General features: G+C 50.2%; 23 protein-coding genes. 6 read left to right on the top strand and 17 right to left on the bottom strand.

Annotation, left to right across the window (positions count from 1 at the left end; all coding sequences use genetic code 11):
- Positions 1 to 13: 13 nt before the first annotated feature.
- The 6 genes from HMPREF3168_RS09735 to HMPREF3168_RS03050 form a co-directional block, all read right to left on the bottom strand.
- Positions 14 to 163, bottom strand: a complete 150-nt coding sequence (locus HMPREF3168_RS09735; protein ID WP_231524788.1) for a hypothetical protein — start codon at positions 161 to 163, stop codon at positions 14 to 16.
- 153 nt (positions 164 to 316) lie between these two features.
- Entirely contained in the window at positions 317 to 1,090 is a 774-nt protein-coding gene (locus HMPREF3168_RS03070; protein WP_070488448.1) for a C40 family peptidase, read from the bottom strand.
- A 187-nt stretch (positions 1,091 to 1,277) separates the two neighbouring features.
- Entirely contained in the window at positions 1,278 to 1,751 is a 474-nt protein-coding gene (locus HMPREF3168_RS03065) for a C40 family peptidase (RefSeq protein ID WP_070488446.1), read from the bottom strand.
- A 169-nt stretch (positions 1,752 to 1,920) separates the two neighbouring features.
- Complete coding sequence (locus HMPREF3168_RS03060) at positions 1,921 to 2,967, bottom strand: 2-hydroxyacid dehydrogenase (RefSeq protein WP_070488443.1); 1,047 nt, start codon at positions 2,965 to 2,967, stop codon at positions 1,921 to 1,923.
- Positions 2,968 to 3,251: 284 nt separating this feature from the next.
- Positions 3,252 to 3,737, bottom strand: coding sequence for a C40 family peptidase (locus HMPREF3168_RS03055; protein ID WP_070488440.1), 486 nt, complete (start codon positions 3,735 to 3,737; stop codon positions 3,252 to 3,254).
- A gap of 107 nt (positions 3,738 to 3,844) precedes the next feature.
- Positions 3,845 to 4,387: a guanylate kinase gene (locus HMPREF3168_RS03050; RefSeq protein WP_002879481.1), complete on the bottom strand. Its 543-nt coding sequence runs from the start codon at positions 4,385 to 4,387 to the stop codon at positions 3,845 to 3,847.
- 89 nt (positions 4,388 to 4,476) lie between these two features.
- Between HMPREF3168_RS03050 and HMPREF3168_RS03045 the strand changes: the two genes are divergently transcribed.
- Entirely contained in the window at positions 4,477 to 4,806 is a 330-nt protein-coding gene (locus HMPREF3168_RS03045) for a DUF2187 family protein (RefSeq protein ID WP_002879482.1), read from the top strand.
- Between the two features lie 250 nt (positions 4,807 to 5,056).
- Here HMPREF3168_RS03045 and HMPREF3168_RS03040 read toward each other — a convergent pair whose 3' ends face one another.
- Complete coding sequence (locus HMPREF3168_RS03040) at positions 5,057 to 6,337, bottom strand: RNA-guided endonuclease TnpB family protein (RefSeq protein ID WP_070488438.1); 1,281 nt, start codon at positions 6,335 to 6,337, stop codon at positions 5,057 to 5,059.
- Between the two features lie 143 nt (positions 6,338 to 6,480).
- Between HMPREF3168_RS03040 and HMPREF3168_RS03035 the strand changes: the two genes are divergently transcribed.
- Positions 6,481 to 8,019 carry an O-antigen ligase family protein gene (locus HMPREF3168_RS03035; RefSeq protein ID WP_070488450.1) on the top strand — a complete coding sequence of 513 codons (1,539 nt, stop codon included), beginning with the start codon at positions 6,481 to 6,483 and terminating at the stop codon, positions 8,017 to 8,019.
- 50 nt (positions 8,020 to 8,069) lie between these two features.
- Here the strand turns inward: HMPREF3168_RS03035 and HMPREF3168_RS03030 are convergent, their stop codons facing one another.
- From HMPREF3168_RS03030 to HMPREF3168_RS03020, 3 genes are all read right to left on the bottom strand, one after another.
- Positions 8,070 to 8,696: an LVIS_2131 family protein gene (locus HMPREF3168_RS03030; protein WP_070488436.1), complete on the bottom strand. Its 627-nt coding sequence runs from the start codon at positions 8,694 to 8,696 to the stop codon at positions 8,070 to 8,072.
- Positions 8,697 to 8,698: 2 nt separating this feature from the next.
- Positions 8,699 to 9,214 (bottom strand): hypothetical protein, encoded by a 516-nt coding sequence (locus tag HMPREF3168_RS03025; RefSeq protein ID WP_070488433.1) that lies wholly within the window; start codon positions 9,212 to 9,214, stop codon positions 8,699 to 8,701.
- 469 nt (positions 9,215 to 9,683) lie between these two features.
- Positions 9,684 to 11,066: an RNA-guided endonuclease InsQ/TnpB family protein gene (locus HMPREF3168_RS03020; RefSeq protein WP_070488431.1), complete on the bottom strand. Its 1,383-nt coding sequence runs from the start codon at positions 11,064 to 11,066 to the stop codon at positions 9,684 to 9,686.
- 410 nt (positions 11,067 to 11,476) lie between these two features.
- Between HMPREF3168_RS03020 and HMPREF3168_RS03015 the strand changes: the two genes are divergently transcribed.
- From HMPREF3168_RS03015 to HMPREF3168_RS03005, 3 genes are all read left to right on the top strand, one after another.
- Complete coding sequence (locus HMPREF3168_RS03015; RefSeq protein WP_003613197.1) at positions 11,477 to 11,914, top strand: cupin domain-containing protein; 438 nt, start codon at positions 11,477 to 11,479, stop codon at positions 11,912 to 11,914.
- Between the two features lie 200 nt (positions 11,915 to 12,114).
- Positions 12,115 to 12,426, top strand: coding sequence for a hypothetical protein (locus tag HMPREF3168_RS03010; protein ID WP_035175174.1), 312 nt, complete (start codon positions 12,115 to 12,117; stop codon positions 12,424 to 12,426).
- Positions 12,427 to 12,447: 21 nt separating this feature from the next.
- Positions 12,448 to 12,882: a hypothetical protein gene (locus tag HMPREF3168_RS03005; RefSeq protein ID WP_210384542.1), complete on the top strand. Its 435-nt coding sequence runs from the start codon at positions 12,448 to 12,450 to the stop codon at positions 12,880 to 12,882.
- A gap of 225 nt (positions 12,883 to 13,107) precedes the next feature.
- Here the strand turns inward: HMPREF3168_RS03005 and HMPREF3168_RS03000 are convergent, their stop codons facing one another.
- From HMPREF3168_RS03000 to HMPREF3168_RS02980, 5 genes are all read right to left on the bottom strand, one after another.
- Entirely contained in the window at positions 13,108 to 13,599 is a 492-nt protein-coding gene (locus HMPREF3168_RS03000) for a threonine/serine exporter family protein (RefSeq protein ID WP_035161512.1), read from the bottom strand.
- Between the two features lie 2 nt (positions 13,600 to 13,601).
- Entirely contained in the window at positions 13,602 to 14,357 is a 756-nt protein-coding gene (locus HMPREF3168_RS02995; RefSeq protein WP_070488427.1) for a threonine/serine exporter family protein, read from the bottom strand.
- Between the two features lie 53 nt (positions 14,358 to 14,410).
- Positions 14,411 to 15,955, bottom strand: coding sequence for an ABC-F family ATP-binding cassette domain-containing protein (locus tag HMPREF3168_RS02990; RefSeq protein WP_070488425.1), 1,545 nt, complete (start codon positions 15,953 to 15,955; stop codon positions 14,411 to 14,413).
- Between the two features lie 14 nt (positions 15,956 to 15,969).
- Positions 15,970 to 16,347: a hypothetical protein gene (locus tag HMPREF3168_RS02985; protein ID WP_002879494.1), complete on the bottom strand. Its 378-nt coding sequence runs from the start codon at positions 16,345 to 16,347 to the stop codon at positions 15,970 to 15,972.
- A 118-nt stretch (positions 16,348 to 16,465) separates the two neighbouring features.
- A complete protein-coding gene (locus HMPREF3168_RS02980; protein WP_035161504.1) occupies positions 16,466 to 17,605 on the bottom strand; it encodes an LCP family glycopolymer transferase in 1,140 nt (379 codons plus the stop codon).
- Positions 17,606 to 17,781: 176 nt separating this feature from the next.
- On the opposite strand from HMPREF3168_RS02980, the gene pepF reads away from it, so the two are divergent.
- Complete coding sequence (gene pepF / locus HMPREF3168_RS02975; protein WP_070488423.1) at positions 17,782 to 19,584, top strand: oligoendopeptidase F; 1,803 nt, start codon at positions 17,782 to 17,784, stop codon at positions 19,582 to 19,584.
- 69 nt (positions 19,585 to 19,653) lie between these two features.
- On the opposite strand, the gene HMPREF3168_RS02970 is transcribed toward pepF, so the two are convergent.
- Both HMPREF3168_RS02970 and HMPREF3168_RS02965 read right to left on the bottom strand, forming a co-directional pair.
- On the bottom strand, positions 19,654 to 20,880 hold the full coding sequence (locus HMPREF3168_RS02970) for a lactate oxidase (protein WP_013440240.1): 1,227 nt from the start codon (positions 20,878 to 20,880) through the stop codon (positions 19,654 to 19,656).
- Positions 20,881 to 21,009: 129 nt separating this feature from the next.
- Complete coding sequence (locus HMPREF3168_RS02965; protein ID WP_070488421.1) at positions 21,010 to 22,548, bottom strand: L-lactate permease; 1,539 nt, start codon at positions 22,546 to 22,548, stop codon at positions 21,010 to 21,012.
- Positions 22,549 to 22,896: the final 348 nt, after the last annotated feature.

Below are 22,896 nucleotides of genomic sequence, written 5' to 3'. Positions count from 1 at the left end.
ACATTGAAATCGTCTACTGCAAGATACCCTTATTGTAGGCTACCCGGGTCTTCTTCACGATCGTAATATTGCTGTCCTGCCTGTCCGTTGCCGCGTAGGCCGGCTGCGCCCCGCCCAGCCAAGCTGCCAGCAGTAAAAGGACTAAACTGAATTTCCGCTTCATTATAACTGTTTTCTCCTAAATTGAATCCGCTTTTTCTAGCGTAAGCAAGTTGTGTTACAGAAAGGTTACAGAAAAAATACAGTTGTTTTTTAATAACAAAAGGAAAAAGAAAGAGGACGCCAACTGGCGTCCTATATAAAGGATATTTCTCAATTAAATCAAGCGCTTGGCAGTTGATGGCCAGAAGTAGTAGCTCAGGCTCTGCTTGATCACGCCCTGGCTTGGAGTAGCCGCGTGAACAAACTTGCCGCCGCCCACGTAAATCCCCACGTGGTATGGTGAAGACTTGGAACCCCAGAAAAGCAGGTCCCCCTTCTTCAAAGTTGCCGTAGAAACAGCAACCGTCTTGCCTTGGTGCACTTGCGTGTAAGTGGTCCGGGTAATGTACTTGCCCAGGGCTCGGCTGTAAACGTAGCTGGTCAAGCCGGAGCAGTCAAAGCTGTAAGGACCAGTGGCGCCCCAAACGTAAGGCTTGCCCACTTGGGCCTTGGCCAAAGCAACAACCTTGTTTTGCTTGGTCTGCTTGCTCTTAGATACCTTCTTGGCTGCCGCAGCCTTCTTAGCTGCCTTGGCAGCGGCCTTCTTGGCAGCTGCTGCCTTCTTGGCCCAGGCTTTATGACTCAAAGTGTAAAAAGCCAGAATCCATTCGTTGTCAGCGATCTTGTACCAGGTTTGCTTCTTGTACTTAACTTCGCCAACCACCGTCAAAGTAGTCCCGTGCTTGAAGCTGATGCCAGTGTCGTTGGCCGCGCCAAGCTTAACCTTGCAATTCTTCCAAGCCTTAACGCTGTAGCCAGATACGTAGTTGACCACAACCTGCTTGTTAACAGTCGCTGCCTGGGCTGCCGGAGCTTGGGCGCTGGCGGCAACAGGTGCGACCAGGGCCAGGGCCATTAAAACTTTGACTAATAAACTCTTGAACTTCAAAACTTGATATCCTTTTCTATTCTGATGTTTTACGCAGGTTCTATAATAAGTTACCAATGTTACAAGAATGTTACAAAAAGAATACTAGATTATTAAAATTAAGTCCAATTTAAAAAGGCCAGCGCTTTTTGCCGCGCTGACCTTCTTTTTTATCGTTATTATCGTAATTTTAGCAGGTAATGATAAACTAGATAACCCGCTTGGCGGTTGATGGCCAGAAGTAGGAGCTCAAGTACTGCTTGCGGACACCTTGGCTTGGAGTAGCCGCGTGCACGTACTGGCCGCCGCCCACGTAAATCCCAACGTGGTATGGGGAAGACTTGGAGCCCCAGAAGAGCAGGTCGCCCTTCTTCAAGCTGGCGGTTGAAACCCTAACGGTCTTGCCCCTCTTTACCTGGGTGTAGGTGGTCCGGGTAATGGACTTCTTGATCGCCTTCTTGAAAACGTACTGGGTCAAGCCTGAGCAGTCAAAGCTGTAAGGACCGGTAGCGCCGTAAACATAGCGCTTGCCAACTTGCTTCTTGGCCAGGGAGACGACCTTGTTCCGCTTGGTCGTCACGCTTGCTGCCTGGGCCTGGTGGCTGTTTGCCTGCACGGCGATTGGCACAACCAGGGCCAGGGCTAAGGTCAATTTTACTAAGATCTGCTTAAACTGCTTCATTACGTTGTAACTCTCTTTCTCTTTTCTCGATGCTTATATCATAGCCGATGAGTGTTACAAGAACTTTACAGACCGTTTGCAGTTTCTTTAATAAGCCTTTGCAGTTTTTTAACATCCTGCAATTTTTCCGTAAAAAAAGGCCCTGGCAAAGAGCCAGAACCTTAATTTATTAAGCCCGCAGCTTCTCAGATGCGGAAGTGGAGCTTTCCGGTGCAGCCACGACTTCATTGCGGGCATCAACTGCCCCCTCAGTGGCCATGTTATGGAAATTGTTAAATGACAAGGAGATCATGTCTTCCAGGGCTGGTTCAGTAAAGGAGCCCATGTGCGGAGTCAAGAGCACCCGCGGGTAAAGGTCCATCAAGGACTGGACTTCCTGGTCCGGCACGTCGCTTTCACAGTCAAAACTGTGGCCCATGATCTTCTTTTCATTGGAAACCACGTCAGCGCCGTAGCCAGACAGATGGTTGCTGGAGACCGCGGCAGCGATGGCGGCTTCATCAGCCAGTTCGCCCCGGGCCGTGTTGACCAAGACTGCCCCTTCCTTCATCTTAGCGATGAATTCAGCATTCATCAGCTTGTCGTTCTTGCCTGGGAAGTATGGCACGTGAACAGAAACGATGTCACAAGTTGCCAGCAGTTCGTCTTCACTTACAAAAGTGCAGTATTGCTTGGCGAAGTCAGATGGGAATGGGTCATAGGCATAAACTTCAGCACCCAGAGCCTGCCACATCTTGCCTTCAACCGCCCCGATCTTGCCGGCCCCGTAGATGCCGACCTTCAAACGGTTGAATTCCGTAGCGAAGTAGTCTGGATGCATCCCAAAGTCCTGTTCATGGACATGATGGGCAGCTTCACCAACGTGTCTTGACAAAGTCAAACCCAGGGTAAAGGCCAGGTTGGCTACCGCGTATGGGGAGTAGTTTGGCACCCGGGCAACGGAGATGCCCAAGTCCTTAGCGGCTTCCAGGTCGAAGTGGTCCACGCCGACTGACCGGGTGAAGACCCAGGAGATCCCGTAGTTCTTGAACTGCTCCAGGTTGGTCCGGTCACAGAGGCAGTTGCCCCGGACCAGGACGGCGTCGCAGTCTTCTGCTTGTACTACGTTTTCCCGGTTCAAGTATTCAGGAATGAGCTTCAAGTCGTAGTCATACTTGTTCAGTTTTTCAAAATAACTTCTTTCAAGCGGCCTAACGCCGTAACATGCAATTCTCATCTTGAATACCTTCTTTTCTAGGACTTCACTTTATTTCTTTCAATAATTGCCCCCTATTTTATTTAATTCCCTTCTCATTTACAACCCTTTCCTTCAACTTCTTAACTATTTAATTTTCTCCCGCCTTTCCAGGCCAGGTAAGGGCTGACAGACTTTGTTTTCTGTAAATTCTTCCCTTAAAAGTCCAGCTTTTGCTTTTAATCTACAGGCCAAAAAGGCAAAGAAAAACGCCCCTGAGGCGGGTGCCTCAAGGACGCTGATTTGATCATTTTGGAGTTTGCTAATTAGATAACCCGCTTGGCAGTTGATGGCCAGAAGTAGGAGCTCAGGTATTGCTTACGGACACCCTGGCTTGGCGTAGCGGCGTGCACGTATTGGCCGCCCCCAACGTAGATGCCCACGTGGTATGGGGAGGACTTGGAACCCCAGAAGAGGAGGTCACCCTTCTTCAAGCTGGCAGTTGAAACCTTAACAGTCTTGCCATGGTAAACTTGGCTGTAAGTAGTCCGGCTGATGTACTTGCCGATGGCGTGGCTGTAGACGTATGAAGTCAAGCCTGAGCAGTCAAAGGCGTTAGGACCGGTTGCCCCGTAAACGTAACGCTTGCCGACTTGCTTCTTGGCCATGGAGACGACCTTGTTGCGCTGGCTGGTCTTAGAAGCAGCTTGGACAGTGTTGTTTTGAGTGTTAACAGTATTTACGGCAACGAAACCGGCGAAGGCCAGGGATACGGCTGCGACTACTTTGGCTAATGACTTCTTGAACTTCAAAATGATTTACTTCCTTTTCTTAACTTGATGTTTAACATTTTACAGGAGAAATATTTCAATTCTGTTTCAAAAAGGTCACGCCTTTTTTACAATCTATGAGAAAAAGCTTAATTTTGTAATTTTCTCACCAAACTGTCCAAGCTGGCATAGGTCGCTTGCAGGTCGTCATTGACCAGGACATGGGCGTATTTTGCCAAATCTTCCGGCAATTCGTTCAACTCGCTGCCGGTCAGCCGCTTCTTGATCTGGTCACTTGCATCACCCCGGTCAGCCATTCTTTGCGCCAAGGTATCCAGGCTGCAAGTCACATAAAGGAAGTAAACCTGGTCGCCTAAAGCTTCCAGGTAGGACCGGGCCCCCTTGATATCCACGATCAAGCTGACCAGGTCGTTCTTGGCCCAGGCTCTTTCCAACCCTTCTTTACTGGACCCGTACTGGTAGTCCCCGTATTTGACATGTTCAAAGAAGTGCAGCTGGGCAAAAGAATCATCGTCTTCAAAATAATAAGCTGACCCGCTTTCCCCAGGCCGCTTTGGCCGGGTGGTATGGGTAATCACCCGGGGGATCTGGTAGCGGTCGGTCAAGTATTCAGATATAGTCGTCTTGCCCGCCCCGCTGGGACCGGCAATCAAGATAATTTTTTTAGCCAAAAAAGGATCTCCTAACTTGAAAATTTTCGCTCTATACTATATCATAGCCTAGTTGAAATTTTAACCATTTGCGAATTAAGGAGATTGCCATGAAGAAAGCCGATGTTGAATTAGGTGCCGTCGTTAACGCCAAGTCAGAAGAAGAACTGAAGAAGCAGTTCCAAGGCACGGTGGAAAAGATCTATGAAAACTCCGCCCTCCTGGCTATCACTTCCTTTGACGACGTTGATGCTGCTGCCGTCAGCGACCTCAACTACAAGCTGGTCGTCAACTTCAAGAACATGAAGCCGGCCCGGGCAGCCAAGAAGGCCAAGGCCCTCTCCACCAACAACGTGACCATCGAAAAGATGGCCCCGACCATGAAGGCTGACGACAAGGACAAGAAGGAAAAGAAGGCTCCGGCCAAGAAGAGCAAGTAAGAGAACTCCGCGGTCATCCCGCGGAGTTTTTTGTTAAGATAGTAGAGAAAGCGAGTTGACAACATCAACTACCCCCGACCGAGGTCGGAGGTTTGCAACTAGCTAGCGTGGTCCAAGCAAACTCCCCGAGGGGAGTTCTCCCATAGCCAAGCCCGAAGGCTTACGCTGTCGCTTCTCAAGCATCCTTGGCGAACCTCAGATGCTCCCGCAGGCTGACTACTACGGCAGAACAGCACGTTTACGCACTGCTCTAATTTGTTTGTTTCTTTGTTTTCTTGCCTTTGGCTTTCTTAGCATCTGTCGTATCATGCTGACTCTGATACGACGGATTAGGCACGCCGCTGACGTACATCGTTCCCAGCATTTGAATGTTCATTGCGGCTATGCGGTCGTCATTAGAGCGGTAGCCGCATCTGTTACAGATATACATGTGCAGCTCATGGTCACGATTTTCTTTCAAAATCTGCCCACACTTAGGACAGCGCTGACTGGTATAGTGAGCGTCTACCTCGACAACCTCGCTGCCATTCTGATGTGCCTTGTACTTGAGCTTTTGTTCCAGGTCATAGAAAGACCAGGAATGGTGCTCATATCTATTTTCCTTCTTACGGCTATAGACCGTATCAAAAGTTACGTCAGTAAGATCCTCAAGCACAAAGAGAGTATCAGCTCCGTAGTGGTTGACGAGTGTCTTAGACAAGCAGTGATTGTAGTCGCTCATCCAGCGGTTCTCTCGTTGACCAATCTTGCGAATGCGTCTCTTTGAGTTTCTGGTATTTGTCATCTGCAGATGACGTCTCAGCTCTTTATAGTGCTGACGCTTTCTGGCAATCGTCTTCCCGTTGTGGAAGAAAGTTTTGCCTTTTTCGTCATAGCAGGTAACGATCTGGCGAAGGCCTCTGTCAACCCCAACTACATGACGAGTCTGCTCAATCTCGTAATCTGGAAAAGACTTGGTTGCGCTGATATGCATAAACCAGTGCTTGCCAGATCTAAGGATTTTGGCAGTGCCAAAAGTCCATTCGTCATCCAGATATTTTTCAAAGCCTGGCATGGCAATTTCGCATTCAATCCGCCCGTTAAGGGTATTGACAGACACGATCTTGCCATTCTGCTTGAAGGAATAATCCCGATCTCTTACTTCATCCAATTGCGGACGCTTGAAAAATATCGGCTCCCAAAGCCAGTCAAGATCACGTTGGACAGTGTAGTAGCCCTTGTCTTTCGGCGCATTGATGTCGTGAAATTTATAAGGCTTCTGACCAAGCTGCGTTTTAACAGACTTGTATCTGGCGATAACGGTCTTCAAGACAGACTGAGCCATTTGTGATCTGAGGTTGAATTTTTGTCGTAAGTCAGAGTAGACAGCTTTGTTCAGCTTTGCTTGGCCGAGTTCAAAGTCATGCTCAAAAATGTATTCAGATGCAAAATTACAACCTTGTCTATAAGCTTCCATGCTGTCTATCAGTGATTTAGCATTTTCGGAACTGGCAACTTTGATGTGAGCTTTAATAGTCAAAGAAATATCCATGGTTTGCCTCCCTTCACTAAAAATAGTATACCACAAAAACTAGTGATATAGGAGGCTAGACTACCGAATATCTAACAATCAGAAAGGAGAAAGGCGTGCTCCTCCCTCGATTGAAATCGAAGGTTTCCGCACGCTACATTTTAATGAAAGAAAAAACTAAAAGCCTGCTCTACTGGTTCATCCTCCTCCAGCCCTTCCTAGATTTGGACTTCTTCTACCGGGGGAAGCTGGCCACCATCCTGCCCTTCACCATCCCGACCATCATCCGGATCGCCGGTGTCATCGTCTTGCTGGGCCTGCTTGTCTGGGGGCAAAAGCAGCTGCCCCCGGCCTGGCTCTGGGCCTACCTGGCCCTCTTGACCCTCTACGGGATCTTCCACCTCTGGCACATGCAGAACTTCAAGAGCCTCAGCCCGAACGATTATGGCTACTCGAATTTCGGGGAGATTTTTTACCTCTTCAGAATGCTCCTGCCTCTGGCCTTGATCTGGGTGACCAAGAAGCAGGAAATCAGTCAGGACTTCTTGTTAAAAGCCTTCGCCTGGGTCAGCGGCCTCTTCACCGGCACGATCGTCTTGAGCAACCTCTTCGTGGTCTCTTTGAAGTCCTACGAAACTGGGGTAATCTCCGGCAACATCTTCACCTGGTTCATGGGGCCGCTTTATGGCTACTCCCACAGTGCCTCCAAGGGTTTCTTCTACTTTACCAACACCTTGAGCGCCATCCTCTTGATGCTGGCCCCGGTCGTCTTCTATCTGCTTCTTGAGCGCTTCTCCTGGAAGACCGGCCTTTTGGCCCTCAGCCAGACTTTGGCTATGCTGGAAGTCGGCACTAAGGTCGCTCTCTACGGCTTAGCCGGAAGCCTGGCCGTCAGCTTGATTGCCTGGCTGGTCCACCTGTTTTGCTTGAAAAACGTCAAGTTTTCTAAAGGCGGCCTGGTCACCCTTTTGGCCTTAGCCGGGATCACCGGGGTCTGCTGGCAGGTCTCCCCGGCTGTCCAGCGCTACAAGTACGAGATCTACTGGGCAAACAGCCATGACTCCAAGATCGACCAAGAAAACGCGCTCTTAAAGGCGGGCCTGGCCAAGTACAAGAATGACCCGGACAAGCTGAAAGAGTTTGAGAAGGACTTTTTGGCCAAATATTACCAGAAGTACGCCTTAAACAAGCGCTTCATTACCAAGTCCTACCCATATAAGTACGACCCGCAGTTCTGGATCAACCTGCTTAAAGAGCCGGCCAGCGTCCGTTTAGCCAACCGCAAGGTCGAAGAGGCCATGCTTAAGCAAGTGGTCAAGTATGACAATGATCCTTTGGACAAGTGGCTGGGGATCGGTTATATGCGGCAGACCAACATCTTCAACCTGGAGCGGGACTTCACGGCCCAGTACTACTCTCTGGGGCTAGTCGGCGCCTTCCTTTACCTAGCCTTTTACCCGGCCATCATCCTCTATGGGGCCTTTGAGTGGCTGAAGGAAAAAGCCTGCCGGACCTTTTACTTAACCAGCCTCTTGATCGCTAGCGCCCTGCTACTGGGGGCCAGCTACATGTCGGGCAATGTCCTGGACTTCCCGACCTCTAACCTGCTTTTAGCCTTCCTCGACGGCGGCCTCCTGGCTTACATCAAGGAAGAAAAAGGCCGAAGCAGAGGACTCCGAATCGTCAGATTTGAGAAAAAGTAAGAAAAAATCGTCTTCTTTAATTAGAAGGCGATTTTTACTTTGTTTAATTCTTACTTGCTTTCCTTGTCAATAAAGGAACTGTCCGGCACCCGGATCAGGTAGAAGCGCTTGGCCTGGTGGCCAACATGGAGGCCGATCCCGTTAGCCGCGGTGTTCTTGTACTTGGCCGTGTAGATAGCCACGTAGGCCTGCTGGTAGCGGGAATCTTCCTTCTTTAGCTCCTTGCGGCTGAATGGCAGAGCCGAGACCGTCACGTTGATCGGATCCTTTTCATAAGAGACCGTAGCCAGGTAGCTGGGCACGGTATACTTTTTCCCCTTTAGGTAAAAAATATACTGCTGGCTCAAATCCCGGTTCTTGGTGGACCTGACCTGGACATAGTAGCTCTGGCTGGCGCTAGGCTGCAGGACCAGGGGCTTGTAGGTCACGGATGAAGTAATCCGGGAAGTATCCGTCAAGTTCGGGTCGTCAAAGAGGCTGACAGCTAAGAGCCAGCCGGCCAAAAGGCAGAAGCTGGCGACTTCCAGCAGGCTGATCAGGGAGTTGCCCCATTCAAATTTATGCCGGCGCTGGATGATCATCTTCAGCCGCCGGCGCCGGATATTTTGCACGATAAAGACCAGGTAAACGATGACTCCCACCCAGAGGGCCACCCCCAGTACGTTCCAGCTCCACATAATTATGCCTCTTTCTTCGTCTTGGCCTTGGCTTCTTTGGCAGCTTCATTGGCGGCTGCTTCGCCTTCCTTGACCTGCTTGATCTTCTCGCTCATGGCGTCAGCCAGGCGGTCGGCTGCCCCTTCAACATCGGCTACTAATTCGTCGCCATCCATGAAGAGGTCGATCCGGAAGTGGGAAGCGTTCAGGTATTCGCTGGCCGTTTCAAAGTAGACCTTGACCGGCTGGGCTTCTTCTTCGTCAAAGAAGTTGATCAGCTTCTTGTAGTTGGCCAGGGGCAGGTTGATGATGTTGGTTTCCAGGGCAAAAGTGATAGGGTTCTTCCCTTCCAAAACCAGCTGGACCTGCATGAGCCGGTCTTTATTCAAGGCCGTGGCCACTTCCTGGACCATGGTCAAGGCGTGTTCACGCAGCTTCTTCTTGCTCCAGGAGACTTCGGAATACTTGATGGTCTCCATGTCAGACAGGTAGGTCTGTTCTTCGATTGCTTTAGTTAAGTCTTTCAGGTTGATCTGCATTTTTTCTCTCACCGTCCATTTATGTCTGTATCTACATTAACCAAAAAACGCCCCTGGTGCAAGCGAAAAAAAGAGCCGGCCAGGGGGCCGGTTCTCATTAGGATTAATAGGAAATGTAGGTTGTCACCAGCACTCGACTGATTTATAACCTCCGGGGCGGCGATAACATGGGGAAAACACCGCCGCTCCAGGAAATAGAGCCTGCCGCGCGGCAAGTTCTCTATTACTCTGCTATTTTACCATGTAAGAGAAAATTCGGTCAAATTGTGTCATTTGACATAATTTAGCCAAGTGTCTGTTTTAACAGCCTTAATATCTAGACCAACCTTTTTCATGCAATGCTTGAGCATTACAAATGCTCCCTTGATCTATGTTAGGTCAGATCAAGCAAACTAGAGGACAACTTTACAGTCCGTCAACCGAAGTTCTATACACAGACACAAATATTACTCGTTTGCCAAGTGGCTCCTCAAATGAGAGGAGACCATTTGGCTGGATGCAACACAGCATCCACTATCCCGTTCGCAAATGAGACGTTCGGGAATACTTTTCTTACTATTTGCATTGCACCGTTGATGTCCGCATTGACCAACAAACCCTTGTTGCTTCTAAACATGCCGCGGTGAATGCGCCGATTGGCTGGGCTCAGCCCTTGCTTTTTTCTGCTCTTATTGCCATTGTTCCAGCACGGCTTTTCGCCGTCAAGAGCACTAGTCTGACTTGTATACGATTCATTTGTGCAGATAACCGTGATACCGACCATATTGGCCTTGTAGCGGATCATATTGATCATCTGCTGGTGAGGCAAGCCAATAAAGTTCTGATTGTTTTTCTTGCCCATATTTACTGACCGTTTCCATGTCTTGTTCTTGCCAATCACAATAGTATTTGCTCCACAGCTTAGCGCGTAATCTACTATGCGCTTGGATGCCTTGTGGGCAAATTGACGAATCTTGGCATTGCGCCAATCGGTTAGGCGCTGCATGGATTTGGTCTGGCCGTATACCGCCTTTGGGCCTTGCTTGGTATTGATGATGCTTTCGAGCTGGTGGTATTGAGCTTGAAGGCTCTTCAATTTCGCCATGCGCTTGTTGTAGTACTGATTGACAGACTTGATTGCACGGCCATTAATGAGTAAGGCCTTATCGCCCGTATTTGAGACGCAGGCAAATGCATTATCTACACCTGGATCGATACCAATATAGCGGCCGTTGTCTGGCAGATACGGTTTCTGGTTTGCAGCTGGAGTGTAGGCTATTGTGAGTTTATAACCATTTGACAGTGGCTTAATTGCGATGCGATTGATCTTTTTTATGCCATCTGCAAGCTTGATGCTAAGCCCCAAAGAATGAATAATCAGATACCGCGCTACGACATCTTTGCAATCAGCACTTTTCACTTCTTTGACTCTCGCGTTTTGTGGTGTCACGTAAAAGGTATGACGTCTGCTTTTCTTCAAGTAACGTGGAATTCTCGGCCTGCCGGTAAATTTCTGTGGTGCTATTTTGTAAGATTGCAAGGCACAGAACCAGGCCTTCCAAACCGCGGCTACTTCTTTAAGCGTCTGTTGAGCACATTGAACAGTGGGCATCTGACCATAAAGCATAAGCTCATTGGCATTTCTTTTATTTTTGAAGATCCTGTCCAAGCCCTCATAATAAATCGATCCTTTTCTTTTGAAAAGAGCTTGTCTGAGCTGATACAAAGCGGCGTTATAAATCTTATGAGCAATTTCTGCCGCACGGTCAAGCTCTGGAGTAGCCTTGATGTAATACTCACTGGCCAATTGGTCAATGAGTTCACTATTTCCCGGAATTGTCTTTTGTTTTTTCTTTCTTTTCGCTTGGACCATTTTCGTTTTACCTCCTTTCCTAATAATTCATCCACTGGCCTTAGTGTTACTTGTTCGAAAAGTAATATAGATCACTGACTGTCTTTGGATTATTTCTATGATTTTAAGTTCTTCTACATTCTCGTACCTCTAAGAATTATTATATCACGTCTTACCGAACCGGATACGAACAAAAGGTAAAGAATTGATTTATTCTGTCAAAAGCAACAGTATGGACTAATTTGACTCAAAATTCTCTAACTATATGCGATCTCAGTGAAAAAATCTTCGGCTATAGCTGAATTATTAGCCAGCTATTCTGGCCAGAAGAGATCGTTTAAGGTTTTGTCGAAAAGCGGAGAAATGTGTTAAACATATCGTATCAACAAGTTAATAGCGATTACATTTTATTTTACGGAAAGGTGATTGTCATGTTTGATTTGAAGGACTACGGACCTGATCCATGTGCTTTGGACTTAAAGCAGGCCGCCTTAGAGAATGAGAAGTATCGTGAAACTTTGTGGACGGGAGATCACTTCCAGGTAACCCTGATGTGCATCCCTGCTGGCGGCGGCGACATCGGGCTTGAGATCTACCACGACAACGACCAGTTCATCGATCTCGTCAGCGGGACTGGCCGAGTGCAGCTGGGTAAGGAGAAAGACAACTTGACCGTGGACAAGATCGTTCACGCTGGTGAAGCTGTCTTCATTCCAGACAACACTTGGCACAACGTGACCAATGCTGGTGACGAGCCAATGAAATGCTTCAGCCTGTACGCTCCGGTAAAGCACGCGCATGGCACGACCGAATCGACTAAGGACGACGCGATCGCCCAGGAAGGGCCGCTGGAAGGGTCAAATGAATAATCTCTCTAGCACGTGAATCTTTCACGTGCTTTTTTGCCGAAATAAAATCCTCCAAGTTATAGTATACGTAGCTATTATTAGACGCATAAAATAATATAAAAATAGTTTAAGAATATCATCCAAAGTGTTGCATTTACAAAATACTTGTAAAATATAGAATGAATACGGTAACATTAATGCTTTGTATTGGAGGATAAAAAATGAAGCATATTAAGTACCTAACATTTTTAGCATTGTCTATATTAGGCATTGCCGTTCTCAGCGGAAAGGCCTATGCTGCAACAGATGATGAAGTAACTACCTTGTACAACAAGGATTATCAAATTATCCAGGGAACATCTGGTTTTAATCCTAATTATTGTTCACGGATGGTGTGGCAAGCTTTCTACCATGGGTCTGGCAACAAAAATGTTATCCAAACTTCCACAGCTGGTTTAACTTACATTTTCCCAGGCGCACTTGTAAATACCTTTACCTCTAAGTATCGTCCATACAAAGTAGGTACCTATTAATAATTAGTGGAGGAAGAAAAAATGAAGGCAAGCAAGCAGCTCTACCATGAGCACAAGATCATCACCCTAATTCTGACCTCGCCAATCTGGCTCTTTGTCCTCTTCTCCGTATTGTTTACGGCTAACGAGATCTACAAATCGACCCAAGAAGGCGTGGTAACTGAAGTTCTGAACAAGACCCTGCCCCAGCATGGCTACAGCGACATCTACTACTTGAATCAGGTCAAGGCTGACAGCCATTTTGGCATGGGGACCACCTATGTCAGCAGCTTCTCAACCAAGCGGACAGTTAAACAGAACCAGGATCTTTTTGCAAAAGCTGGCAAGAAGATAGACAAGGGCGACGCTAACCTCCCTTATTACAAGGAAGTCACGGTCCGCCGGAGCGGGATGGGCTGGGAGGTCACCGTTTCTGATTCGATTGGGCAAGAGGAAAGCAATTATAGCGTGAAATGACAAAAAAGCCGCCAGAAGCATACTTGCTTCTAGCGGCTTTCTCAACTCAAGGCACTTGCCAAACGGCAAATGTGACTCCTTCTCGTTCACATCAAGGGTGTGTCAGCATCGACGCTTCCCGCGTCTGGCCAAAGGCCTGATGCCCTCTATCTTAAAATACGCACCTTTGCGTTTTCCTCGACTCGTCGATAGTATATTATACGCTCTTTCCCAGGCCTTGTAAAGCTACTTTTTCAACTTCTCCCGCAGCTTGAGCCGCTTGATGTACTTGTTCCAAGCTTCCTGGAACAGGGTTGACAGCAAGAAGCCCAAAGCGATCGACACAGTCACGATAGCCACCCGCATCATCATCTGCTGGGCAGCAATATACTTGCCATCAATCAGCCGTCTGACCACCATATAAGCCGGCGCTCCCGGCACCAGCGGCACCCGGCCCGGTACGCTGAAAAGGGTGACGGGACACTTTTTCCACTTAGCCAAAACCACCGCGACCAAGCCCACGGCAAAGGCCCCCAGGGTGTTGGAAATCATCCGCCCGCCAGAAGCCTCCGTCACCAGCCAGTAGACCATCCAGCCCGCGCAACCGCAGATCCCGCTCCAGTGAATCACCCGGTGGGGAATATTCACCGTCAAGGCAAAGCCCACCGTGGCAATGTATGAAAAGATCAAGTTGATCAAGACGTCCCAGATGTTGAAACTAACCTGCATCCCCAGCATGACTAAGCTCCTAAAAATCTAATCACGATCCCGACGCCGCCGCCCAGGGCAATCGCCGTCATCGCCGCCTCACACATGCGCACGATCCCTGACACCCAGTCGCCCATAAACAAGTCTCTCAAGGCGTTGGTCAAGGCCAGGCCGGGCACCAGAGTCATCAAGGCCCCAGTCAAAATATTGTTTACATTGCAGGCCGGAAAAATCCTATTAATGATAATGGTGAGTAGCCCCATCTCCATGGCCGCGATCATTTCCGCCAGGAAGCGGACCTTGGTGTGGCCCTTAAGCCAGGAGTCCATCAAATAGCCGCTGGCCCCGACCAGCCCGGCAACCGGGAAGTCGACCCAGTCATAGACATCCAAAAAGAGAACCATCAAGGTGGCACTCAAGATCCCGGCCCCGATGACCTGCAGCCATAAAGGAAAAGTCGGGGTGTTCTCCTCGATTTCCCGCAGCTTCTCTTCCAGCTCCTCCAGGTCAATCCGCTTGTCGGCGAATTCCCGGGAGAATTCATTGACCTGGTCGACCAGTTCCAGGTTGATGGCCCGCTTCTTTACGGTTTCCAGTTCCGTCACCGTGCTGCATTCCCCATCATCCAGGCTGACGAAGAGGCCGGTTGGCATGGCAAAAACATTGACCTCCTTGATGCCGGCGTTGACAGCGATCCGGCGCATGGTGTCCTCCACCCGGTACATTTCGCTACCGCCGGCCAGCATGAGGCGGCCAGCCTTCAAACAAGTATGAACGACTCTTTTCATGTACGCGTCTGTGCTCATTTTTTTCACCGCGAGCCTGCCTAAAGGCAGCTAAATCAATTATTCATGGCTTCAATATCGACGACCTTGTCGACCCAGTCACCTCTGAAAAAGTCCCGTTCGTGACTGACGATGATGACCCCGCCCGGGAAGTTGACGATGGCCTTCCGCAGGCTGTCCTTAGTTTCATTGTCCAGGTGGTTGGTCGGTTCGTCAAGGAAAAGCAGGTTGGCCGGCTCAAACTGCATCTCAGCCAGCTTCACCTTCTCCTGCTCGCCCCCGGACAGTTCCCTAAGTGGACTCATGACCAATTGGGCGGTCAGCCCCATCCGGGCTAAAGCCTGCCGCAATTCCTTGGGCTTCTTCTGGTCAAATTCACTCTCTAAGTACTGCAGAGGCGTCATATTCTGGTTGGGCCAGGTCAAGTCCTGCTTGAAGTAGGCCAGCTTAGCCGTAGCCGACAGGTCAAAGCCCCCATAGATCGGCGGAATCTGCCCCAAGAGGGTCTTCAGCAGGGTGGTCTTGCCGATCCCGTTAAAACCGGTGATGGCGACCTTTTCCCCATTGCCAACGGAGAAGTTGAAGGCTTCCTTAACCAAAGCCTGGTCGTAGCCGATCACCAGGTCCTGCGTCTGCAAAAGCAAGTTAGAGGCCGTTTCCACGTATGGAAAGTCAAATTTGGCCTTCTTGCCGTTTTGCGGAGGGGTCAGAATTTCCATTCTGTCCAGCTGCTTTTGCCGGGACCGGGCACTTTTGGCCCGGGTGCCGGCTTTATTTTTTCTGATATAGGCTTCAGTCTTGGTGATCTGCCGCTGCTGGTTGGCATAGGCCTTCATATAAGTCTGCCGGTTGGATTCCTTTTGCCGCATGGCTTGCTTTAATGTACCGGTATAGCGGGTGATGGTCCCGAAGTCGATGTCGATAATACAGTTGGTTATCCGGCCTAAAAAGTCGTAGTCGTGGCTGACAACGATAAAAGCGCCGGTAAAATCATTCAAGTAGTCGACCAGCCAGTCGATGTGGCCGACGTCTAAGTAGTTGGTTGGTTCGTCCAGGACCAGGACTTGAGGCTGCTCTAAGAGGAGCTTGGCCAGGATCAGCTTGGACCGCTGGCCCCCGGAAAGCTGGGAGACGTCCCGGTCAAAGCCCAGTTCAGCCAGACCTAAGCCGCTGGCCACCCGGTCGATTTCTGTGTCCAGGTCGTAGAAGTTGTTTTCTTCCAGGTAGGTCTGCAGGCGCCCGGCTTTAGTTAAAAGGGACTCATCGCCGCTTTCGCTGTAATCGATGTAAAGCTGGTTCAACCGGGCTTCATCTTGGTAGAGCCGGTCAAAGGCAGTTTTTAAAAAGTCCCGCATGGTCAGACCGGGCGTCAGTTTGGCGTACTGGTCCAGGTAGCCGACGGAGAGCTTGTTTTGCCACTTGACTGACCCTTCATCGGGGAGGATTTCCCCGGTCAGGATTTTGATCAAGGTGGACTTGCCGACCCCGTTTTGGCCGGTGACCCCCATGTGGTCTTCCTTGTTTAAAACGAAATTGGCGTCTTCATAGAGGGTCTTTTCCGCAAAGCCCTGGGTCAAGCCGCTGACGGTCAGTAAACTCAAAATTTTTTCCTTTCTTACAGGTGAAAGTTTTCCGCCTGCTTGCGCTCATGGTCGTACTTCTGCAGGGTCTTGAGGATCCGCGGCCAGAGATAGCGCGGGGCGGTCAAGTGCAGGTGGTCGTCAGCCACCCGGAAGTAGCTGGGACTGAGCTTGGTTAAGCCGGAGAGGAATTCCTCATCCAGGTGGTACTTGTCAGAGATCCGCTGGATTTCGGCAATCGCGTATTCGGTGTAAGACGAGCTCACGAAGACCAGGATGGCGCCGATGATGCCCCAGACCAGGGACTGGGTATTGGTTAAGGCGAAAGAGTGCCGGCAGATGTAGAACATGGCGATGAAAGTCATTACGCCGGCAATCCCGCCGTAGATGTATGGATAATAGCGTTTTTTCACGAAAATTCCTCCTAATTCTATCAACTATCTTAACGTATTTTGCCCCCTGGATAGTAGGAAAATTATTGCTGAAAGGGAAAAAATACCCCTAGCTAAGCTAGAGGCATGATTGTCAGCACTACCAAGAATCACTGCTTCTTGGCGTAATTGAGTTGGCTTCATAAATCGTGTAGTTGGTGATGGTCTCATTGCTGGAGAAGTCGACCCCGTTATAGGTCTCGTTCAGACTGTTCTGCCGGGTTTCCTGGTTGGTCAAAGTCTGCGTGGACAGGCCCAGGCTCTTTCTCAGCTTGTTGGACCACTTCTGCAATTCTTCAGTTGACGCTATCTGGAAGCTGGTTCCGGAAATCGTCGCGTCGTGGCCCTGGATGTAGCCGCTGGAAATGTTGCTGGCCGCGCCTCTGTAGTTGATGGCCAGGCTGGTCATGTCGCCAAAAGTCAAATTGGTCTTGACGTACTTGGCAAAAACCTTGAGCAGCTTCTGGTAGTTAGCTAAACCGTTGACGGACAAGCCCTTCTTGACCACAGCCTGGATGATCTGCCGCTGCCGCAGCTGCCGGCCGTAGTCCCCCCGGGGGTCGTCATAGCGCATCCGGGCATAAGCGATGGCATGGCGGCCATCCAGGTGCTGCTTGCCCTTCTTAAAGTCACACCAGTCATAGCTGAAGCTGAACGGCACGTTGACGTCAACCCCGCCTAAAACGTTGACCAAGCCCTTCAAGGCCTTCATGTTAACTTCCACATAATAGTTGATCGGCACGTTGAGCATGGCCGAAACCGTCTTGACCGACCCGCTGCTGCCTCCAAACTGGTAGGCCGAGTTGACCTTGAACATGTAGTAGCTAGTGCTGCTCGTTTCACCCAGAATTTCCGTCAAGGTATCCCGGGGAATCGAAGTCATGGTCGCTTTCTTGGTCGTTGGGTTGACGGTCACCAGGATGATGGTGTCCGAGTTCCCCTTGTCATTTCTCCCCTCAAGCCCCTGGTCGACCCCTAAAACCAGAATCGAGATCGGCTTCTTGGCCGCGATCCGGGCACTGGTCGCCGTGCTGCCGTTATTGCCGTTCATGCTCACCAAGGCTGAATGCAGGGAGAAGTAGGCATGCGCCCCCCAGGTCGCCGCGATCATGACGGCAAAGGTCACCAAGAGGCCAATGATGGTCGGCAAAGGGCGGCGGGACTTTTTCAAAAGGCCAGCCTGGACAAGAGTCACATTACGAAAAATTTTCTGTTGTCTTCTGCTGTGTTGCTCTTCCATGGACTAACCCCCTTTAGTAATTTGCTATTATTTATTTTCGCATGAAAAAGGCATTTAATAAACCAGGCGTGGTAATATTTAGACTATCTTATTTTTTTGGCAAAAAGCCGCTTTGATAGTAGAATATCAAGTATCGTAAACGCACTAAAAGAAATGAGAAAAAGAAGAGGTATCGTATGGAAATCCCTTATCGCAGTGAGGTTCCCAAAGAACAGACCTGGGACTTGACCCGGATCTTCAAGACTGAGGCGGACTGGGAGGCCGCCTTTAAAGCTGTCAAACAGGAAGTCAAGGCCCTGCCGGCCTTGGAAGACGGCTTTACGGAGAGCGCGGCCGTCCTCTATGACCGCTTGACCCAGATTTTTGCCGTTGACCGCCGCCTGTCCAAGATCTACGTCTATGCCAGCATGGCCAGCGACGTCGACACCAGCAACCAGAAGAAGCTGGCCCTCAATTCCCGCGCCCAGAGCCTGGCCGCTGAATACCAGGCGGCTGTTGCCTTCATTCAGCCGGCTGTTTTAGCCTTGGGGAAAGAGGGCTTGGACGCCTTTTTCAAGGAAGAGCCAAGACTGGAAAACTACCGGCACTATTTGGAACAAATCGTCAAGCAGGAAGAGCACGTTTTGCCAGCTGAAGAGGAGAAGCTGGTATCGGCGGCCGGGGATGCCCTGTCAGCTTCGGCCAACACCTTCAACGTCTTGACCAACTCCGATTTGCAATTCCCTTACATTGAAGATGAAGACGGGGAAGCAGTGGAACTGACGGAAGCCAACTACGACATCTTGATCCAGTCCCAGAACCGGGAAGTCAGAGAGGACGCCTTTGACGCCCTTTACGCTGTCTACGGCCAGTTCGCGTCAACTTTTGCCTCAACCTTGGCCGGCAATGTCAAGGCCCACAACTTTGATGCCCAGACCCACCACTACCAGGACGCCTTAGCCGCGGCTCTGTCAGAAAACAACATCCCTGTCGACGTCTACAACCAGCTTTTGACTAGCGTCCACAAGCACCTGGACCTCCTCCACCGCTATGTCAACTTGCGCGAAGAGATCCTGGACCTGAAGGGCGACCTGCAAATGTGGGACATGTACGTGCCGATCACGGGCAAGCCAAGCCTCAGCTACACTTTCGCTGAAGCCAAGGCCCAGGCCAGAGAGGCCCTGCAGGTTTTGGGCGAGGACTATGTCAAACACGTCGACTACCTCTTCAATAACCGCTGCATCGACCACGTGGCTAACATGCACAAGCAAAGCGGGGCCTACTCCGGCGGGGCTTATGACACCGACGCCTATGAGCTCTTGAACTGGCAAGGGGACCTGGATTCCCTCTACACCCTGGTCCACGAGACCGGCCACTCAGTCCACAGCATGTACACCCGGGAAAACCAGCCATACGTGTACGGGGACTATCCGATCTTTGTCGCGGAAATTGCCTCAACGACCAATGAAAACCTGCTGACCAACTACTTCCTGGATCGGGTGACGGATCCAAAGACCCGGGCCTTCTTGCTCAACTACTACTTGAGCTCCTTTAAGGGAACGGTCTACCGGCAGACCCAGTTCGCGGAATTCGAGAAGTTCATTCATGAAAGCGACCAGGCGGGTGAAGCCTTGACGGCTGACTACCTGTGCGGCTTCTACGACCGGCTCAACAAGCAGTACTACGGCCCGGCGATCAGCCTGGGCAGCGACATCGACCTGGAATGGGCCCGGATTCCTCACTTCTATTACAACTTCTACGTCTACCAGTACGCGACCGGCTTTGCCGCGGCGACTGCCCTGGCTAACAAGATTACTTACGGCAGCCAGGAAGACAAGGAGAAGTACCTGGACTTCCTTAAGTCCGGCTCCAGCGACTACCCGATCAACATCATGCAGAAGGCCGGCGTCGACATGACCAAGTCCGACTACCTGGAAGATGCCTTCAAGGTCTTTGCGGAAAGACTGGACGAATTTACTGACTTAATCAAAAAATTGTAGAAAAGAAAACGAAGCTGCTCAAAGTGAGTAGCTTCGTTTTTTGCTATTAAACTTGACACATGTTCAATCTTAGTGGTGTGAAGCACCAGTAGCCGCGTCTGGTTCAGACTTGATTTGGTTGACCGCGGTAACTGGGTATGGCTTGCGCACCCGCGGGTCAGTGCTGGATGACTTAGTGTCGCCAGCGTACTGGAAGTCAGTCAAGCGGGCGTGCTTAACGTCTTCAATCGTCTTGCAGCCAGTCAGTTGCATGTCGATCTTCAATTCATCGTTCAATTCGTTGATGACTGAAGCAACCCCGTGCGGGCCACCCAAAGCCAGGCCGTAAAGGTAAGGACGGCCAATACCAACTAGGTCAGCCCCTAAAGCCAAAGCCTTGAAGACATGGGAGCCCCGGCGGACACCACCGTCGAAGATAACCGGGCAGCGGCCGTTGACTGCTTCAACAACTTCTGGCAATACGTCAATAGTTGCAGGAGCACCGTCGATTTCCCGGCCACCGTGGTTAGTCACGTAAACGCCGTCTGCGCCGGCAGTCAAAGCAACTTCAACGTCTTCAGCACAGTTGACACCCTTAACGATGACTGGCAAGCCGGACATTTCCTTGATCCGCTTGATGTCATCCGGACCGATGTTCTGGGCGCTGGAAGCGTACATTTGCGCAACCGTTTGCCCTTCGCCCTTGGCGCCTTGGAAACGGGTGAAGAAGTCCAGCGGTACCGGGAAGGCAAAGTTGGTCCGCAGGTTGGCTTCCCGGTAGCCTGATACCAAAGCGTCAACCGTCAACAGGATTGCCTTGTAGCCAGCAGCGTTTATCGCGTCAAAGACCATCTTGTTGAAGTCCCAGTTCTTTGAAAGGTAAAGCTGGAACATCCGCGGAGCATCTGGCGCAGCGGCAGCGATTTCTTCAACCGGCTTGTTGCCGTAAGTGCTGGAAGTAAACATGGCCCCAGCCAAAGCTGCCCCCTTTTGGGTAGCAACTTCAGCGTCAGCGTGGGAGATCCCATGACAAGCGATTGGTGAGATCATGATCGGCGTCTTCAGCTTCATGCCCAGGAATTCAGTTTCAGTTGACGGGTTGTCCATCCCGGTCAAGGCCCGGGGAACAATCTGGTAGTGGTTGAAGGCAGTAGTGTTGTTTCTCCAAGTCCATTCATATTCTGAACCTGAGGCTACGTAGTAGTAAGCCCCTTCCGGCATTACTTCCTTGGCCTTTTCTTCAAGCTCATCAACGTTAACAAATTTTAAGTCTTCATCTGCTTCGCTTTGCGGGAAGCCCTTGATGTAATGTGTCATGGAAATCTCCTCAATCATTAAAAAATTACTATCAATTACTGTTAACTTACAAGGATTATCATAGCATTTAACCGCTTACTTTTGGGCCAATCTTTTACTTTTTAGAATCTGCTCAAAAAATTAGAAGTACTAGAAGTGCAATTGACCTGTAGCCAAGCCGACCAGGTACAGGAAGATACAGATGATGGCGGTGTAGATCCCGCACCACTTGAAGGCCTGCTTCAAAATCGTGCCTTCGCTGCCTTCCTGGCCGATAGCGGTAGACGCAACCGTGATGGATTGCGGGGAAATCATCTTCCCGGCAGTAGCCCCGACCATGTTGTTGGCCACGACCCAAGTCTGACTCACGCCCAGGCTTTGGGCAGCTGAAGCCTGCAATTTGGCGAAAAGGATGTTGGAACTGGTGTCTGACCCGGTCACGAAAGTACCCAGGGCACCGATGATTGGCGCGATCAATGGGTAAACCGGACCCATGACCTTGACCAAAACAACCGCGATGGCACTGGTCATGCCGGTATAGCCCATAACCTTAGCCAGGGCCACGATAGCGGAAATAGTCACCGCCGTCTTGCCGATCCCCTTAATCAGGTCCCAGAGGATGCCAAAAGTTTCCTTAACGCTCAAGCCCTGGATCATGGCCCCGATGAAGGTAGCCACCAAGATCAAGGTCCCTGGTGAAGACAGCCAGTTGAGGCTGAACTGACCAGCATTTTTTCCAGTGTAAACCTGGAACTTCAAAGTCGCGGAGTTGAGCAGGCTGTTAACGGCTGGGAACAAGGATGAAGCGGCCAAAACGAAGACGAAAACTAAGATGAATGGCGCGCAGGCTTGCAGCAGTTCACCAGCTGAGTGCTTGGCAATGTCCCCGGTAGAAGCGGAGTATTCCGGCACGTCCTTGTGCCGCTTGGCCAAGAGGGCCGTAACCAGGATGCAGACGATGGAACCAGCGATGGCTGGCAATTCCGCCCCAACGTACTTAGCCACTAAGATTTGCGGCAAGGCAAAAGCCAGACCAGACATGAAGGTAATGAAGCCTACCCCCTTGATAGTCTTGACGCCCCCGCCGACCAGGCCAACCAAGATGTAAGGGATGACCAGGATCAAAACGCTCAGCTGCAGAGATACCACGAAGGCCGTGTTCATCACGTCCAGGCCGGCAGTCTGGGCCAAGGTGATGACTGGCAGGCCGACCGCCCCGAAGGCAGTTGGGGTGGTGTTTGCCACCAGGCAGATAACGGAAGCTTCAATCGGGTTGATCCCGAAGGTCATCAAGATGCTGGCCGGGATGGCAACAGCAGTCCCGAAGCCGGCAATGGCTTCCAGGAAGCCCCCGAAGCCCCAGGCGATCAAAAGGACCAGGACCCGCTTGTCGGTCGTCAGACCACAGAGCATGTCCTGGATTTTTTGCATGGCGCCGGATTTAAAAGTTACCTTGGAGGTGAACATGGCGGCCACGATGATGTAGACAATCGGGAACAGGCCGCCCAGGATCCCTTCCAAGGTCCCGGTCAAAGTGTCAACGACTGGCAACTGGAAGGCAGTAATGGCCAAAATGATTGCCAGGATAAGAGAAATAACGGCTGCCTTGGCCGCAGGCATCTTCAAGGCTGTCAGAGAGATGATCAGCCAGACGATCGGGATCAAGGCAAAAATGAATTTAACCCACATTCAGATAACTCCTTCTATAAGTATTTTTCACAAGGATTATTGTACATGAAAGCGCTTAAAAAGTCATGTGAATTTTGCTTTAAAACGTTGATATATTAGCGCTTGTACTTGAACTTATTTCACAATATTTTTGTTTGCTAAAAGAAGGATCCAAAAAAGCCCCGCTATTGCGGGGCTCTATATATTTTTTCACAAACTTGTTTGTTAACAAGGTTGCCTCTATTGATCGTCAAAAAAGATTTAAAAAATTTTGCTATTTAGCGTTAGGCGTACCTAATTTTTCCAAAACGTAGTCGCCATCACTGTCCTGGCTGATGATCCCGAATCATAAAACTTACTAAATCTTGA

It is taken from the genome of Lactobacillus sp. HMSC08B12 (genome assembly GCF_001808415.1).
Taxonomy (GTDB): Bacteria; Bacillota; Bacilli; order Lactobacillales; family Lactobacillaceae; genus Lactobacillus; species Lactobacillus delbrueckii.
Note: the sequence above shows the minus strand (reverse complement) of the source record. Positions and strands in the feature narration are given on the sequence as shown.